The sequence below is a fragment of the Candidatus Eisenbacteria bacterium genome, from assembly GCA_005893305.1.
In the GTDB taxonomy this organism is placed as follows: domain Bacteria; phylum Eisenbacteria; class RBG-16-71-46; order SZUA-252; family SZUA-252; genus WS-9.
In genome coordinates, this window is record VBOZ01000010.1 from 184360 (window position 1) to 199947 (window position 15588).

General features: G+C 67.6%; 15 protein-coding genes. 11 read left to right on the forward strand and 4 right to left on the reverse strand.

The window, feature by feature from the left end; translation table 11 throughout:
- The first annotated feature begins 232 nt into the window (after positions 1-232).
- From E6K79_04050 to E6K79_04095, 10 genes are all read left to right on the forward strand, one after another.
- The gene (locus E6K79_04050) at positions 233-652 is read left to right on the forward strand and encodes a DoxX family protein (protein TMQ66040.1); all 420 of its coding nucleotides are present in this window, start codon (positions 233-235) and stop codon (positions 650-652) included.
- A 140-nt stretch (positions 653-792) separates the two neighbouring features.
- Positions 793-1212, forward strand: a complete 420-nt coding sequence (locus tag E6K79_04055; GenBank protein TMQ66041.1) for a YciI family protein — start codon at positions 793-795, stop codon at positions 1210-1212.
- A gap of 40 nt (positions 1213-1252) precedes the next feature.
- The gene (locus E6K79_04060) at positions 1253-1678 is read left to right on the forward strand and encodes a YciI family protein (GenBank protein ID TMQ66042.1); all 426 of its coding nucleotides are present in this window, start codon (positions 1253-1255) and stop codon (positions 1676-1678) included.
- 63 nt (positions 1679-1741) lie between these two features.
- Positions 1742-3025, forward strand: coding sequence for an RNA polymerase sigma factor (locus E6K79_04065; GenBank protein TMQ66043.1), 1284 nt, complete (start codon positions 1742-1744; stop codon positions 3023-3025).
- A gap of 90 nt (positions 3026-3115) precedes the next feature.
- Complete coding sequence (locus E6K79_04070; GenBank protein ID TMQ66044.1) at positions 3116-4033, forward strand: tetratricopeptide repeat protein; 918 nt, start codon at positions 3116-3118, stop codon at positions 4031-4033.
- Between the two features lie 98 nt (positions 4034-4131).
- On the forward strand, positions 4132-5277 hold the full coding sequence (locus tag E6K79_04075) for a tetratricopeptide repeat protein (protein TMQ66045.1): 1146 nt from the start codon (positions 4132-4134) through the stop codon (positions 5275-5277).
- Positions 5278-5312: 35 nt separating this feature from the next.
- Positions 5313-6287 (forward strand): peptidylprolyl isomerase, encoded by a 975-nt coding sequence (locus E6K79_04080; protein ID TMQ66046.1) that lies wholly within the window; start codon positions 5313-5315, stop codon positions 6285-6287.
- Positions 6288-6394: 107 nt separating this feature from the next.
- Complete coding sequence (locus E6K79_04085) at positions 6395-7555, forward strand: cysteine desulfurase (protein TMQ66047.1); 1161 nt, start codon at positions 6395-6397, stop codon at positions 7553-7555.
- 16 nt (positions 7556-7571) lie between these two features.
- Positions 7572-8678 (forward strand): tRNA 2-thiouridine(34) synthase MnmA, encoded by a 1107-nt coding sequence (gene mnmA / locus E6K79_04090; protein ID TMQ66048.1) that lies wholly within the window; start codon positions 7572-7574, stop codon positions 8676-8678.
- Positions 8675-10786, forward strand: a complete 2112-nt coding sequence (locus E6K79_04095; GenBank protein TMQ66049.1) for a thioredoxin domain-containing protein — start codon at positions 8675-8677, stop codon at positions 10784-10786. The genes mnmA and E6K79_04095 overlap by 4 nt, the downstream gene beginning before the upstream one ends.
- Here the strand turns inward: E6K79_04095 and ada are convergent.
- Entirely contained in the window at positions 10725-11843 is a 1119-nt protein-coding gene (gene ada, locus E6K79_04100) for a bifunctional DNA-binding transcriptional regulator/O6-methylguanine-DNA methyltransferase Ada (protein TMQ66050.1), read from the reverse strand. The two genes, E6K79_04095 and ada, sit on opposite strands and share 62 nt — an antisense overlap.
- 55 nt (positions 11844-11898) lie before the next feature.
- Positions 11899-12369, reverse strand: a complete 471-nt coding sequence (locus E6K79_04105; GenBank protein TMQ66051.1) for a CoA-binding protein — start codon at positions 12367-12369, stop codon at positions 11899-11901.
- A 111-nt stretch (positions 12370-12480) separates the two neighbouring features.
- On the opposite strand from E6K79_04105, the gene E6K79_04110 reads away from it, so the two are divergent.
- The gene (locus E6K79_04110; protein TMQ66052.1) at positions 12481-12984 is read left to right on the forward strand and encodes a hypothetical protein; all 504 of its coding nucleotides are present in this window, start codon (positions 12481-12483) and stop codon (positions 12982-12984) included.
- 67 nt (positions 12985-13051) lie between these two features.
- Here the strand turns inward: E6K79_04110 and E6K79_04115 are convergent, their stop codons facing one another.
- Both E6K79_04115 and E6K79_04120 read right to left on the reverse strand, forming a co-directional pair.
- Entirely contained in the window at positions 13052-14767 is a 1716-nt protein-coding gene (locus tag E6K79_04115; GenBank protein TMQ66053.1) for a tetratricopeptide repeat protein, read from the reverse strand.
- A gap of 8 nt (positions 14768-14775) precedes the next feature.
- Positions 14776-15582, reverse strand: a complete 807-nt coding sequence (locus E6K79_04120; protein ID TMQ66054.1) for a glycosyltransferase family 2 protein — start codon at positions 15580-15582, stop codon at positions 14776-14778.
- Positions 15583-15588 lie beyond the last annotated feature (6 nt).

Below are 15588 nucleotides of genomic sequence, written 5' to 3' on the forward strand. Positions count from 1 at the left end.
ATCTCCTCCTCGTGGACCTTGGGAGATGTCCCCGTGCACGATGAGAATTGTACGAGTGACGGATCATCGTTGATATTCGGTGGATCACTGATTTGGGGTCGGGTAGATTACGAAAGAGGCTCTCCGACAACCTTACGAGGGAGTGGCCACCGAGCCTCACTTTGTGAGGGCGCGCGTCCTACAAGTACTCGGCGGCGCGCCGTATCGAAAGTTCCAGACAGAGGAGGAAATCGTGGCCGCACCGAACATCGTCTCGAGGTGGCCGAACCATGCCCCGCAGCTCCTGAGCGTGCTCCGAATCGTGGCCGCGTTCATGTTCATCTTGGCGGGCTCCACAAAGCTCTTCGCGTTCCCGATCGGGATGCCTCCGGACGGCAGCACAGCGAAGTTCATGACCCAGATCTGGATCGGCGGTGTCCTCGAGGTGTTCGGCGGTGGCCTGATTCTCCTCGGCCTCTTCACTCGCCCCGTCGCCTTCATCCTCTCGGGCGAAATGGCGGTGGCCTACTTCCAGTTCCACTTCCCGAATGGCTTCTGGCCCGTAGTCAACGGTGGGGTGGATGCCGCGCTCTACTGCTTCGTCTGGCTCTACTTCTCGGCCGCGGGCGCCGGGCCGTGGAGCCTCGACGCGAAACGAGGGAAGCAGCAATAAGTTATGGGCGGCCCAAAAATTCCTCAGCTATCTGTCGATCTCGCGCCCCCTCGCTCGTCGTGTATGTAGAGCGAAGGCTCGGCCGGTCGAGATCGATCGGAAACGCGACTTCGAACCCATAACCACAAGGAGAGACGACGATGCGATTCATGGTGGTGGTGAAAGCCGACCGGGACTCGGAAGCAGGGAAGCTCCCGGACGAGAAGATCCTGACCGAGATGGGGAAGTTCAACGAGGAGCTCGCTAAGGCCGGCGTGATGCTCGCGGCCGAGGGACTCCAGGCGAGCTCGAAGGGCGCGCGCGTCAGGTTCGACGGCAAGAAGCGGACCGTGACCGACGGGCCGTTCACGGAGACCAAGGAGCTGATCGCGGGCTTCTGGATCTGGCAGGTGAAGTCGAAGGAAGAGGCGATCGAGTGGCTGAAGCGCGCTCCGTTCGATCAGACCGAAGTGGAGATCCGCCAGATTTTCGAGCTGGAGGACTTCGGCCCTGCCCTGACTCCCGAAGCCAGGAAGTCCGAGATGAACCTGCGCGAGCAGATGGCCGCGAAGAAGCGGTAGCCCGGATGCTCACCACCCGAAATCAGACGGAGCGATAACGATGCGATTCATGATGCTGATGATCCCGAAAGGGTACGAGAAGGCGGCGCCCGGCACCGCGCCGGCGGCCGAGAGCGTCGCTGCGATGATGAAATACAACGAGTCCCTGCAGAGAGCGGGCGTGCTGCTGGCGCTTGACGGCCTCCACCCGCCCTCGATGGGCGTGCGCGTCTCCTTCCCGGGAGGGAAGGCGAAGGTGACCGATGGGCCGTTCACCGAGGCGAAGGAAGTGCTCGGCGGTTACTGGATGATCCAGGTCAAGTCGAAGGAAGAAGCGATTGAATGGGCAAAGCGCTGCCCCGGTTCCGAGAACGAGACGATCGAGGTTCGCCAGGTGCAGGAGATGTCGGATTTTCCCGCCGACGTCCAGAAGGCGGCGGCCGGGTTTGCCGAGATGCAGGCGCAGTCCGGACAGCGCCGGGGATAGTCGGGGCCCCTTCCGCAGCGTCGGCCTTGCGCCGCGGGAGTGAAGATGGTGTGATCGGTAGCCGTGACGGCTACCGACACCCATCGCGCGGTCGACGCGATCTTTCGGATCGAGTCGGCCAAGCTCATCGCCGGCCTCGCGCGGATGGTTCGCGACGTCGGTCTCGCCGAGGACTTGGCGCAGGACGCCCTCGTCGCCGCGCTCGAGACTTGGCCCAAGTCGGGCGTTCCGGACAACCCGGGCGCCTGGCTCATGGCGACCGCGAAGCACCGCGGGATCGACCGCCTGCGCCGGAACAAGCTGCTCGAGCGAAAGCACGAGGAGCTCGGGCGCGACCTCGAGGCCCGCCAAAACGCCGGTCCGGATCTCGACGCCGCGATCGACGACGATGTCGGCGACGATCTCCTTCGCCTCGTTTTCACCGCCTGCCATCCCATCCTCGCTTCCGAGGCGCGCGTGGCGCTGACGCTCCGCCTGCTTGGGGGCCTGACGACCGAGGAGATCGCGAGAGCGTTCCTCGTCCCCGAGGCCACCGTCGCCCAACGCATCGTGCGGGCCAAGCGAACCCTGGCCGAGGCGCGCGTCCCCTTCGAGGTTCCCCGCGGGGCCGAGCTGGCCGTCCGACTCACGTCGGTCCTCGAGGTCATTTACCTCATCTACAACGAGGGGTATTCGGCAACCGCCGGGGACGATTGGATGCGTCCCGCGCTCTGCGAGGACGCGCTCCGCCTCGGCCGCATCCTGGCCGAGCTCGCCCCGAGCGAGCCGGAGGTCCACGGTCTGGTCGCGCTGATGGAGATCCAGTCGTCGCGCTCCGCCGCCCGGGTGGACGCGTCGGGAGCGCCAGTGCTGCTCCTCGATCAAGACCGCGGACGCTGGGACCAGCTGCTCATCGGCCGCGGCCTCGCGGCGCTCGAGCGCGCGGAGAAGCTGAGCGGCGTGCTTGGCCCGTACGGGCTCCAGGCGGCGATCGCCGCCTGCCACGCGCGGTCGCGCACGGGGGCGGAGACGGACTGGAAGCGCATCGCGGCCCTCTACGAGGTGCTGGCCCGCCTCGCCCCGTCCCCGGTCGTGGAGCTGAACCGCGCCGTCGCGGTCTCGATGGCGTTCGGCCCTGCGGCGGGCCTCGAGATCGTCGATGCGCTGACCTCGGAGCCGACCCTCAGGGCCTACCACCTCCTGCCGAGCGTCCGCGGCGACCTTCTTGCCAAGCTCCGCCGCCTCGACGAGGCGCGCTTGGAGTTCGAGCGCGCGGCGGCCTTGACGCGGAACGGTCGCGAGCGCGTGATGCTCCTCGACCGCGCCGCGGCCTGCGCGGGCGGGTCGGGGCTGCCGGACCCGAGGTGAGCGCAAGGGCAGAGGGAGAACCGGGTTGACTTCGGGGTACGGAGTCGATAGCGTTGCCGTCGCTCTCCTTCTCGCGAGGGCAACCATCGCATGAACGCCAAGCGCCCCGGCCTCTTCCCCTTAGCTCTGATCGCCTCCGCCGCGCTTCTCGCGCTGGTGGGGACCGCGCTTGCCCAGGCGGACGCGTCCAAACCCACGAAGCCCGCCGCGACCGCGCCGCCGCAGCTCCTCTCGATCGAGGAAGCCCAGGCGGGCGTTCGGAAATCGCCCAAGGATCCCTCCAGCTACATGGTCCTCGGCTCCGCCTATCGACGGGCCGGGAGGTCCAGGGAGGCGCTCGAGGCGTTTCAGAAAATGGCGGCCCTCGCGCCCAACGCTTCCGCGACGCACGTGAGCCTCGGCGCGGCGTACATGGACCTGAAGCGGAACGCGGAGGCGCTCAAGGAATTCAAGCTGGCGATCAAGCTCGACCCGAGCGACGGCGCCGCGCACTACAACCTCGGGAACTACTACATCCAGGCCGGCCGCCGGGACGACGCGACGGCGGCATACAAGCGCGCGACCGAGCTGAAGCCACCGATGCCCGATGCGTGGGTGAGCCTCGGCCTGATCCAAGCGGAGATCGGCAAGACCGACGAGGCCATCGCGTCCTACAAGAAGGCGCTGGCCATCGATTCGACCAACGTTCGCGCGCTCTGCAACCTGGGGAATTCACAGTACGGAATGGGGCGGATTCCCGAGGCTACCTCCCTCTATCGGAAGGCGCTGAAGATCGATCCCAGGAACCAGGAGGCGATCTACAACATGGGGGTCGCGTTCGCCGACGCCCAGATCTATCGGGAGGCGATCAACTACTGGCAACAGGTCGTGTCGATCGACTCCACGGCCGTGATCGCCCAGAGCGCCAAGAGCAGCATCCAGGTACTCCAAGACTTCCTCAATCAGCAGAAGCCGGGCACGCCGCAGAATCCGAACGCACCCCCGGCCCCGGCGCCCGGGAACCATTGACCGTGCCCGGCGCATTGCGAACCGTGTGTCTCGCGGCCCTTTGTGCCGCACTCGGATGCGCGTCCCAGACCACGCGCCAGGAGGGGCCGACCAGCGGGATGACGGCCGCGGCCAAGCCGGCCTCGGCGGCGGCATCCGTCAAGGCCCACGTCGCCGCCGGGCGCGATCTGCTCCGGCGGGGGCTTTTGGACGAGGCCGAGCGGGAGTTCCGCCTTGCGATCGAGGCCGACCCCAACGATCTCGAGGCGGTCGCGGGCTTAGGCCAGGTGGAGGTGGCGCGCGGCCAGTACTCGGAAGGGATGGCGCACCTGGAGCGCGCGACCCGGGTTCCGAGTCAGATGGTCTCGGCGCTCCGCTCGCTGGGCGACGCGTACGCCGCGACCGGCGACCCGACCCGCGCTGCCTCGGCCTATCGCCAGGCGGTGGCGCTCGCGCCCACGGACCTCGAAGCGCGGCTCGCCCTGGTCCATTCCCTCACCGAGATCGGGGAATACGGGGAGGCGAGATCCGCCTGCGCGGACGCGATCCGGCTCGCGAAGGGGAATCCGACCACGCTGTCGCAAGCTTACCGGCAGATGGGGGAGGTCTACTCGCGGGAGGGCAACACCCCGGAGGGATTCGCCTCGCTCTACAAGTCTGCGGAGCTGGATCCGAGGAACCCCCAGACCGCCAAGAGCCTCGCCACCTGCGCCGTGCGGGCCGGGCTCTACGCCGAGGCGGCCGCGGCGTATGCCCGCGTCTTGAAATTGGCCCCGCTCGACGTGGAGGCGAAGAAGCAGCTCGCCTGGGTCAATTTCAAGATGGAGCGCTATCCGATCGCGATCAAGCACTACGAAGCGGTCGGCGACTCCCTGGGCACAGTCGACCGGTATTACTTAGCACAGGCCTACGCGAAGTCGAACCGCGCGGATCGGGCGGTGGAGCTCTTCCGGGATGTGGTGAGGATCGACCCGGATAACTACAAAGGTGTTTATTGCAACATGGCGTACGCGTACTACGAGGCCAACCGCTACCAGCGAGCGATCGAGGTGGCGCGCGAGGGCCTCGCCAAGGACTCGAGCAGCGCTTGTCTCCGCTTTTGCTGGGCCCAGGCGCTGGACAAGCTGGGCCGCCACGAGGAGGCGATCCCGGTCTTTGAAACCGTCCTCAACGACCCGGCCTACGCCGAATCGGCGAAGCGCGAGCTGGAGCGCCAGCGGCGCATCGTCCGCCTTCTCAAATCGAAGGAGAGGGGCGGAGAATGAGCGTGGGTCGGACAAACCCGAATCAAGGAGGATCAATGCTTCACGCACCAGTTCGCACCTTAGGGCTTGCCATCACCGCCGCGTGCCTTCTGACAGTTTCGACCGCCCGGGCGGACGATCCGGCCGGGGCGGCAGCGGCGACCCCGGCGAAGGAGGCCGCGCCAAAGGCGGCCGCCGCCAAGGAAGCCACACCGAAGGCCGCTCCCGCGAAGGGAACCGCGCCGAAGGAGGCCGCCGTGAAAGAGGCCGCGCCCAAGACGGCCGACGAGGTCGCCGTTCTGGAGACGACCAAGGGACGGATGGTGATCGAGTTTTGGGACAAGGACGCGCCCCAGACGGTCGCGAACTTCAAGAAGCTCGCGCGCCAGGGCTACTTCGACGGCACGGGGTTCCACCGGATCATCAAGAACTTCATGGTCCAGGGCGGCGATCCGAAGTCGAAGAATCCCAAGGCCCCCGATCTCGGCACGGGAGACCCAGGGTACAAGATCAAAGACGAGTTCAACGCCCACAAGCACGTCCCCGGCGTCATCTCGATGGCGAACAGCGGGACGCCGAACTCGGCCGGCTCGCAGTTCTTCCTGATGCACGGAGCGGCGCCGTTCCTCGACGGCAAATACACGGCGTTCGGCCACCTGATCGACGGGATGACCGTGTTGAACGACATCGCGAACACGCCGGTCGGGCCGAACCCGATGATGGGCGGAGAGCAATCGAAGCCGCTCGAGTGGACCACCCTCAAGTCGGTGAAGATCATGGCTCGGTCCGCCGCCCTCTCGAAGGCTACGGCCGCGGCTCCGGCGGCGAAGGTCAAGATTCCGGCGGCCGGAAGCGGGATCTCGGGCATGAACAAGAAGGCCGCGTCGACGAAGCCCGCCGAGAAGGCCGCGGCCCCGGCGAAGGCTGGGGAATCCAAGGAAGGCGAGAAGACGGGTGAGGCGGCCGAGACGGCGAAGAGCACGGAGAAGGAGACCGCTCCCGCCGATTCCGCCCAGGGCAAGACCCAGTAGCCTCGGGACGATAGAGCACTCCGCGGGCCGGGCGCCATTGCGTCCGGCCCGTTGATTTTGATAGGCTTAGTGCACCCACCGGAACGGATTCCCGAGCGGAGACTTCCATGGCGCGCATCTACCTCGACAACAATGCTTCGACATCGATCCGCCCCGAGGTATTCGAGGCGATGCAGCCCTATTTCCTCGAGCACTACGGGAACGCCTCGAGCGCGCACGCCTACGGACAGGAGGCGCGGGGCGCCGTCGAGGACGCGCGCGCGCGCGTCGCGGCGCTCCTCAGGGCCACCCCGGGCGAGATCGTGTTCACGAGCGGCGGGACGGAGTCGGACAACCTCGCCGTCATCGGCGCGGCCCGCGCGCTTCGCTCGAAGGGGCGCCACGTGGTGACCACGGCGATCGAGCACGACGCGGTCCGGCACGCGGGCGATCTCCTGGAGCAGGACGGGTTCGAGGTGACGCGCGTCGCCCCGGGCCCGGACGGACGCGTCCCGCCTCAGGCGATCGATGCCGCGATCCGGCCCGAGACGATCCTCGTCACCGTGATGGCCGCGAACAACGAGAGCGGGGTCATCCAGCCGATGGCCGAGATCGGCGCGATCTGCGCCGCGAAGGGCGTGGCGTTCCACACGGACGCGGTCCAGGCGGCAGGGAAGATCCCGATCGACGTCGGCGCGTGGCAGGCGACGATGGCCACGATCACCGCGCACAAGTTTTACGGGCCGAAGGGCGCCGGCGCGCTCTTCATCAAGCGCGGATTCCGGCCGGCCCCGCTCCAGGTGGGCGGCGACCACGAGAAGGGCCGACGGGCGGGCACGGAAAACGTTCCCGCGATCGTCGGCCTGGGACGCGCCGCGGAGCTTGCGTCGTCCGATCTGGCCACGGTCCCGGCGCGCGTCGCCGCGCTTCGCGACCGGCTCGAGGCCGGGATCGAGTCGCGCGTGCCGCACGTGGTCCGTCACGGCGCCGCGGCGCCGCGGGTTTGCAACACCGCGCACATCTCCTTCGTCGGCGCGGAGGGGGAGCATCTGATCCTCTCACTCGACATGAAGGGCATCGCCGTCTCGAGCGGCGCCGCCTGCAAGGCGGGCTCATCCCATCCCTCCCACGTACTTCTCGCGATGGGAGTCCCCGCGAACGTGGCCCAGTCGGCGGTCCGCTTCAGCCTCGGCCGCTCCACCACCGAGGCCGACATCGACCGCGTCCTCGAGATCCTGCCCGGCGTCGTGGAGAAGCTCCGCCGGGGCTCTCCGACGCTCGCCTCGTAGCGCCCCGAGGGAAGCGATGCAGAACTTTCTCCCGGATCGCCCCTCGACCGTGCTCGTCGCCATGAGCGGCGGCGTGGACAGCTCCGTCGCCGCCTCGATCCTCGCGGCCGAAGGGCACACGGTGATCGGCGTGACGATGAAGCTCTGGTGCTACGCCGAGGGCCCCTCGCCGAGTCGCGGCTGCTGCACGCTCGAGGCGATCGACGATTGCCGCGCCGTGGCGCACCGCATGGGGTTTGCGCACTACGTCCTCAACTTGGAAGACGCGTTTCGGGAGCACGTCATCGAGGACTTGGTCGGCGAATACCTGCGCGGGCGCACCCCGAATCCCTGTGTCCAGTGCAACAACTGGCTCAAGTTCGGAGAGCTGATGCGCGCCGCGGAGCGGTTCGACTGCGATTATGTCGCGACGGGGCACTACGCGCGCCGCGGGTTCGACGCGGAGGGGCGCGCCACGCTGCTACAGGCCCGGGAGGGGGCGAAGGATCAGTCCTACGTCCTCTGGGGGCTCAAGCAGGAGGTGCTCCGAAAGTCCCTCTTCCCGATCGGGCACCGGTCGAAGGAGGAGGTCCGCGCCGCCGCGCGCGAGCACGGGCTCTCGGTCGCCGACAAGCGCGAGAGCCAGGACATCTGCTTCGTGGAGGGGCGGAGCTACACGGACTTCATGAAGGAGCGCTTCCCGGAGCGCCTCGCGGCCTCCCCGCGCGGCGAAGTGCGCGACGCCGAGGGGCGGGCGCTTCGCAGCCATGACGGGATCCACGCGTTCACGATCGGCCAGCGCCGCGGGGTCAACGTCTCGGCGAAGGAGCGGCTCTACGTGACGAAGATCGATGCCGCGACCGGGACGGTCGAGGTCGACCGCGAGGGCGCGCTGTTCCGCCGCGACGCCCGGATCGCGCGCGTCTCCTACACGTCCGGAGCCGACCCGGCGGGCCCGCTCGCCGTCCGGGGGAAGATCCGCTACCTGCACGAGCCCGCGCCGGCGGTTCTCACGCCGCTCGAGGACGGTCTCGCCGATGTCCGCTTCGACGCGCCTCAGCGCGCCATGACTCCCGGTCAGTCGCTCGTCCTCTACGAAGACGACCGGGTCGTCGCGGGGGGCCTGATCGAGCAGGTCGGGTGAACGCCCCCCCGCACCGAAACCGCCTCGCCAACGAGAAGAGCCCCTACCTTCTCCAGCACGCCTCGAACCCCGTCGACTGGCATCCCTGGGGCGAGGCGGCGTTCGAGATCGCCCGCCGCGAGGATCGGCCCATCTTTCTCTCCATCGGGTACTCGACGTGCCACTGGTGCCATGTCATGGAGCGGGAGTCGTTCGAGCAGGAAGACGTCGCCCGGATCCTGAACCAGCATTTCGTGCCGGTCAAAGTCGACCGCGAGGAGCGGCCGGACGTCGACCAGATCTACATGACCGTCTGCCAGGCGCTGACCGGGAGCGGAGGGTGGCCGCTTACCTTGATTCTCACCCCCGATCGGCGGCCCTTCTTCGCGGGGACGTACTTTCCCCCCGAGGCGCGCTTCGGCCGGCCCGGGCTGAAGGAGGTTCTCTACCAGGTCGTCAGTGCGTGGGAGCAGCAGCGGGACCGCGTGTCGGAGGCGGCGGAGCGGATCACCCAGGGGATCCAGCCCCAGTTCGCGGGGAGCCCCGGCGGGGCGCTGGGCGCCGAGGCCCTCCGCCTCGCCTTCGATCAGCTCGCGTCGCGCTTTGACGAATCGCACGGCGGCTTCGGCGTCGCGCCGAAGTTTCCGACCCCGCACGTCCTCACGTTTCTTCTCCGCTTCTGGCTCCGCGCCGGAGCGCAGCGCGCGCTCGAGATGGTGGAGACGACACTTCAGGCGATGCGGCGCGGCGGCGTCTTCGATCACGTGGGATTCGGGTTCCACCGATACTCCACCGATCGCGAGTGGCTCGTCCCGCATTTCGAGAAGATGCTCTACGACCAGGCGCTCTTGATGATCGCCTACGTCGAGGCGTACCAGGCGACGCGGAACCCGGTCTACGGGGCGGTCGCGAAGGAGATCGCCACGTACGTTCTGCGCGACATGACCTCCCCGGAGGGGGCGTTCTATTCGGCGGAGGACGCCGACAGCGAGGGCGAAGAGGGGAAGTTCTACGTGTGGCGGCGGTCCGAGATCGAGACGATCCTGGGCGCCGACGAAGCCGCGCTCTACTGCCGCGCGTATCAGATCGAGGCAGAGGGGAACTGGCGGGACGAGGCGAGCGGCCGCGTCCCGGGAACGAACATCCCGCACCTGGATGAGAATCCCGCCGCCATCGCGAAGGAGCTTGAGATCGAGCCCGTGGAGCTGGCGCGCAGGCTCGAATCGGCGAGACAGAAGGTCTTCGAGGCTCGAGAGCGACGGGTCCGTCCGCACAAGGACGATAAGATCCTGACCTCGTGGAACGGCCTCATGATCGTCGCGCTCGCCAAGGGGGCGCAGGCCTTCGACGATCCGTCCTACGCGGAGGCGGCGGGGCGCGCCCTCGATTTCCTCTCCGCGAAGCTCGTGCGCGAGGACGGCCGGCTCCTCGCTCGTTTCCGGGACGGCGAGGCGGCCCACCCGGCCTACCTCGACGACTACGCCTTCCTGGCGTGGGGGCTGCTCGAGCTGTACGAGGCCACGTTCGCCGCCCGCCACCTCGACGCGGCGCTCCGGCTGGTTCGCGAGATGGAGCGGCTCTTCCGCGATCCCCAGGCCGGGGGCTATTTCTTCACGGGTGAAGACGGCGAGGCGCTTCTGGCCCGCGCGAAGGAGATCTACGACGGCGCCGCGCCCTCGGGGAATTCGGTCGCCGCGCTCGTGCTCCTCCGCCTCAGCCGCGTCACGGGGGATACGGGGCTCGAGCGGAGCGCCGCGGCGGTCTTCCAGGCGTTCTCCGGCGCTACGGCGCGCGTGCCGACCGCGCACGCCCAGCTTCTCTCGGCGCTCGATTTCGCCCTCGGGCCGACGCGTGAGATCGTGATCGTGGGGGAGAGGGCCGACGTGGAAGCGCGCTCCATGGCGGGCGAGGTGGCGCGGCGGTTCCTGCCGCGGAAGGTGATCCTATGGAACGCGCCGGACGAGGCCAAGACGCTCCACCGGCTCGCGCCGTTCGTGAAATCGCAGACGCCGGTCGCGGGCGCTTCCGCGGCCTACCTGTGCGAGAACTACGCCTGCCGCGCGCCGGTCACGAGCGCCGCCGAGCTCGCCCTGCTCCTCGACGCTCCGATTCCAACAGCTGCTTCTTGATCCCAAGCCCCCAGGCGTAGCCGCCCAGGGCGCCACCCTCACGCACCACACGGTGGCAGGGGATGACGATCCCCACCGGATTCGTCGCGCAGGCGCGCCCCACGGCGCGGGCCGCTTGGGGCGCACCGATCGACCGCGCGACCTCCCGGTACGTGCGCGTCTCCCCGTACGGAATCGATCGGAGCGCTTCGTAGACACGCCACTGAAACGCGGTCGCGCGCACGTCGATCGGCACGTCGAGCTCGGGCGCGCGGCCTTCGAGGTGCCGGGTGAGCCGCTTGACCCATTCCGCCAAGCCCTCCCGGTCGCGCTCGATGGTCGCGGTCGGAAACTCGCGTCCGAGCTCCTTCGCCATCGCGTTCTCCGACGCTCCGATTCGCACGCTGCAGATCCCTCGCTCCGTGGCCGCGACCAGCACCCGGCCGATCGGCGTGTCGGCGACGGCGTACCGGATCCGCGCCCCGCGCCCTCCATCCCGGTAGGCGCCCGGGGTCATGCCCAGGCGCTGCGTCGAGGTCTCGTAGAGCCTGCTGCTCGAGCCGTATCCCGCTTCGTAAAGAGCCATGGTGACGGAGTCCTTTCCCTGGAGCCGCTGCTTGAGCCGTCCGAGCCGAAGCGCGTCGGCATATTGTCGGGGGGAGATTCCAATCGCCCGTTTGAAGGTCCGCTGCAGGTGATGCGGGCTCACGCCGACCTCCCGCGCGAGCGCGGTCAGCGTGACCCGCTCCTCGGGACGCTCCACCAGGATCCGGCATACCTGCCGGACCATGTCGGCGTGGGGGTTGGGCCGGCCTCCCTCCCTCGGCCTGCAACGCAGGCAGGCGCGGAAGCCCGCGTGCTCGGCCTCCTCCGGCGCCCCGAAGAAGCGGACGTTCTCCCGCTTGGGTCGCCGCGCCGGGCAGGACGGGCGGCAATAGATCCCCGTGGTCAGGACGCCCGTGACGAAGATCCCATCGAGGTTCGCGTCCCTCGCCAGGACCGCCCGCCAGCGGATCTCGTCCGTGGAGATCGGGATCTCGGTCCGAACCGCCTTGGCACCAACCACGCGTGAGCTCATGACGTAAAGGCTAGTGCGCAGGCGTGGAAGCGTCTATCCGATCCTTGCTGCCAATTCAGGATTTTCGGGGGGTCGTTTCCGGGGCAGGGAGGCGATAGCGAGCGGAATAGACTCCGAGGCAATGATCCTGGACGACGCGGATGCCGGCCTCCGCGAGCGTTTGGGCCGCGGCGTCGTTCTTGATTCCGGATTGCATCCAGACCACAGCGGGGCGCTTTTCCGGCGGGAGCGCGAGGATCTCATCCGCGAGGGCCGGGATCGCATCCGGCCGGCGAAATATGTCGATAATATCGACGCGCTCGGGGACCGAGGCCAGATCGGGATAGACCCGCTCCCCCAGCACGGTCTGGAACTTGGGGTTCACGGGGAAGATCCGTATCCCCCGCGACTGCAATATCATCGGAATATGGTACGCGGGCGCGTCGGGATCGGTCCCGTCCTTGATCCCGACCACGGCCACCGTCTTCGCGGATCGGACGATCGATTTCAACTCTTCCTCGGATTCGACGATCAGCGGCGAGAGCATGACGGAATCGTACGCGCCGTCTGGGCCCGGGGCAAGGGCGGTGGTAGAATCCGCGGCCTTGAGGAGGTGGGGATGGTGAATCTCTCGAAGGTCCAAAGGGGAGGAAATTCCATGAGGAAGCTGCTCGCATTGATTCTCGTTCTCGCCGCGACGCCGTGCTTCGCCGTCGAGGAGCACATGCCCGCGGTGAAGACGCCGGCCTCGTTCGACGCGCTCAAAGCTTTGGTCGGAGAATGGCGGGAGGTGGGGAAGGGAGAGAAGGGGACGGTCGTCAGCTACGAGCTGGTCGCCGGCGGCTCAGCGCTGCTCGAGCGGATGGACCCGGGCACGGACCATTCCATGGTGTCGGTCTACCATCCGGACGGCGACAAGGTGATGATGACCCACTACTGCGCCGAGGGAAATCAGCCGCGGATGCGGGGTGAGGGCGACGCCAAGTCGCTGAACTTCACGATGTTCGACATCACGAACTTGCCTGCCGTCTCGGCCGGTCACATGGAGGGACTGACGCTCACGTTCAAGGACAAGGACCATCTGGTCCAGGAGTGGCGCCACAAGATGGGAGACAAGGTCGAGGTGCACAAGTTCGACCTGGAGCGGAAGAAGGCTTCGTAGCTTCCGGTAGAGACCTTCGAAGCGGGCGGAAGCAGGATCTCGGGGCGCCGTGCCGCGGCGCCCCATTTTATTTCGTCGTCACCGGCGCCGGCTCTCCGCGCGCCGTCCTGAGCCACTGGGCCGCGCCCGCGTGGCGCGGGTTGGCCCGCAGGGCCGCCTCCCAGGCCTCGATCGCCTTCTGATTCTGCGACTGAACCCAGTAGATTGCCCCCGCCGTGTATTCGATCTCCGCCAGGTCTTCCATCGTCGCGTCCGTGAGGTCGGTGTAGGCGGCCCCGTGTTTGTGCGCGATCTCCAGTGCCCTCTCGATCTCCCGCTGCGCCTCTGGGTACCGGTGCGTGTCGTAGTAGACCGCGGCGAGACCTTGATGGGAGACGATATTCTCGACCGCCGACGCCTGCCTGTATAGCCGCTCGGCATCCGCCCAACGCTTCTCGATCATCATGGCCTGGGCCAGGTTGTTCCGGACGCGGTAGTCCTTGCTCCGGGCGATGGCGTATTTCCAGAGCGGCTCCGATCCAGCCCAGGCGCGGTCGTACTCGATCGTCCTGTAGGCGAACAGCGTGAGCGGCAGGGCGGTCAGGATCGCCGTGACGCCCGCGCGCAACCGAATGGATTCCATCCGACGGCCCACCGCCACGATTCCCGCCGCGAGCAGCCAGCAGAAGCCAAGCGACGGGCCGTAGAGGTACCGGTCCGCCATGTAGGTCACGAGCGGGAAGAGGATCGCCGGCAGGAGAAGGGCCAGCACCCAGCCCGCGCCCAGGCCCAGCGCATCCCACCTCCGGCGATGGGCGATCCAGAGGACCGCGGGGAGCACGAGGATCCCCGCAAGGTTCGCCGCCACGGAGGCGAGGCCGGACGCGAATTCGGGCGTGTCGTAGACAGGCCTCCCGCTCGGGATTCCGGTCAGGAGCGCCAGGTAGTTCCAGACCGCGTGTCCCTTGACCATGAGGTAGGGGATCGGATCCTGGGCGTAGGCGGCCTTGGCCTTCACCTGGACGAGCGTGTTGATCCTCACCAGCACCAGGCCGATCAGCGCGTAGGGAATCTTGTTCGCGATCGCCGCCTTCCAGGGAATCCGCCGCCGGCCGGCCCGAGGGAACCAATCCAGGACGAGGAGGAAGAGCGGGAGGGCCACGATGCTGACCTTCGAGAGGAGGCCCAGCGTGAAACAGCCGATCGAGGCGGCGTAGGCGCCGCGTCCCAGCGATCGAGAGCCGGTGGCGCGATGGTAGAAGAGGACCGTCAAGAGAAGGAAGGCGGTGGAGAGGAGATCCTTCCGGATCGAGATCCAGGCGACCGCCTCCACGTGGGAAGGATGAACGGCGAAGAGGAGCGCCGCGAGAAACGCGAGAAGAAAATTGGCGAAGAGCCGCCGCGTGACGAAGAGGGCCAGGATCGCGTTCAGGCCGTTCAGGAGCACCGACTGGAGGTGGTATCCGAACGGATTCAGGCCCCAGAGGGTGTAGTCCACCATGTACGAGACGAGGTGGAGCGGGAGATAGTTCGCGAAGTAGGGCTTCGTGAATACGTAGATGAGATTCTCGCGCGACAATCCGCGGATCCACGGGTTGTCGACGACATAGGTGGGATCGTCCCAGCTCGTGAGAAACCCGTAGTGAAGCGTCTTTAGATTTACCAGGATGGCCGCCGCGAACACGGCAAGGAAGGCGGCCGCCTGGAGCAGAAGCGGCGTGCTCTCGGCCGGTCGCAGTGCTTCCGGCGCCGGCCTGGCGCTCCGGCGCCGCCTCCGAAATCGGCGCTCCTGCCGGGTGAGCATTCGGCGGGCTATGTCTTCGGGTTGGCGCCCTCGACGGACGCCGCGGCCAGGGGTTCGATCTGGAGCCTGCGGCCGTTCCGCTCGAACAACGGGATTCGCCGAATTCCGGCGCGGTGGAGCCAGAGCTTCAAGCAAACCCCGAGCACGCCGAGCCCGTACCGCGTGGCGCGCGGGAACGAGATGCTCGACGCCTCGTCGAAGTACCGGGTGGGGCAGCTCACCTCGCCGATCGAGTAGTCGAAGGCGATCACCTGCGCCAACATCTCGTTGTCGAACACGAAATCGTCCGAATTCTCATCGAGGGGGAGCGTCTCGAGGACGGTGCGGCTGAACGCCCGATACCCGGTGTGATATTCGGAGAGCTTGCGGCCCGTGACGGCGTTCTGGGTGAGCGTGAGCACTCGATTCGCGATGTACTTGTACCGCGGCATCCCGCCGCGGAGCGCGCCCCCGCCGAGGATCCGCGAGCCCAGCACGACGTCGTAGAGGCCGATGGCCACCATCGACGCCATCGCGGTCACGAGCGCGGGCGTGTACTGGTAGTCGGGGTGCACCATGATGACGACGTCGGCGCCGCGCTGGAGCGCGTTCCGGTAGCAGGTCTTCTGGTTCCCGCCGTAGCCCAGGTTCTTGGGATGGACGATCGGGATAATTCCGAGCTCCCGGGCGAGGCGGGACGTGTCGTCCTGGCTCGCGTCGTCGACAAGGATCACGTCGTCGACCACCTCTCGGGGAAGCTCGGAGTAGGTCTTTTGAAGGGTCCGGGCCGCGTTGTACGCGGGCAGGACGACGATGACTCGCTTTCCATGGATCACGGCGCA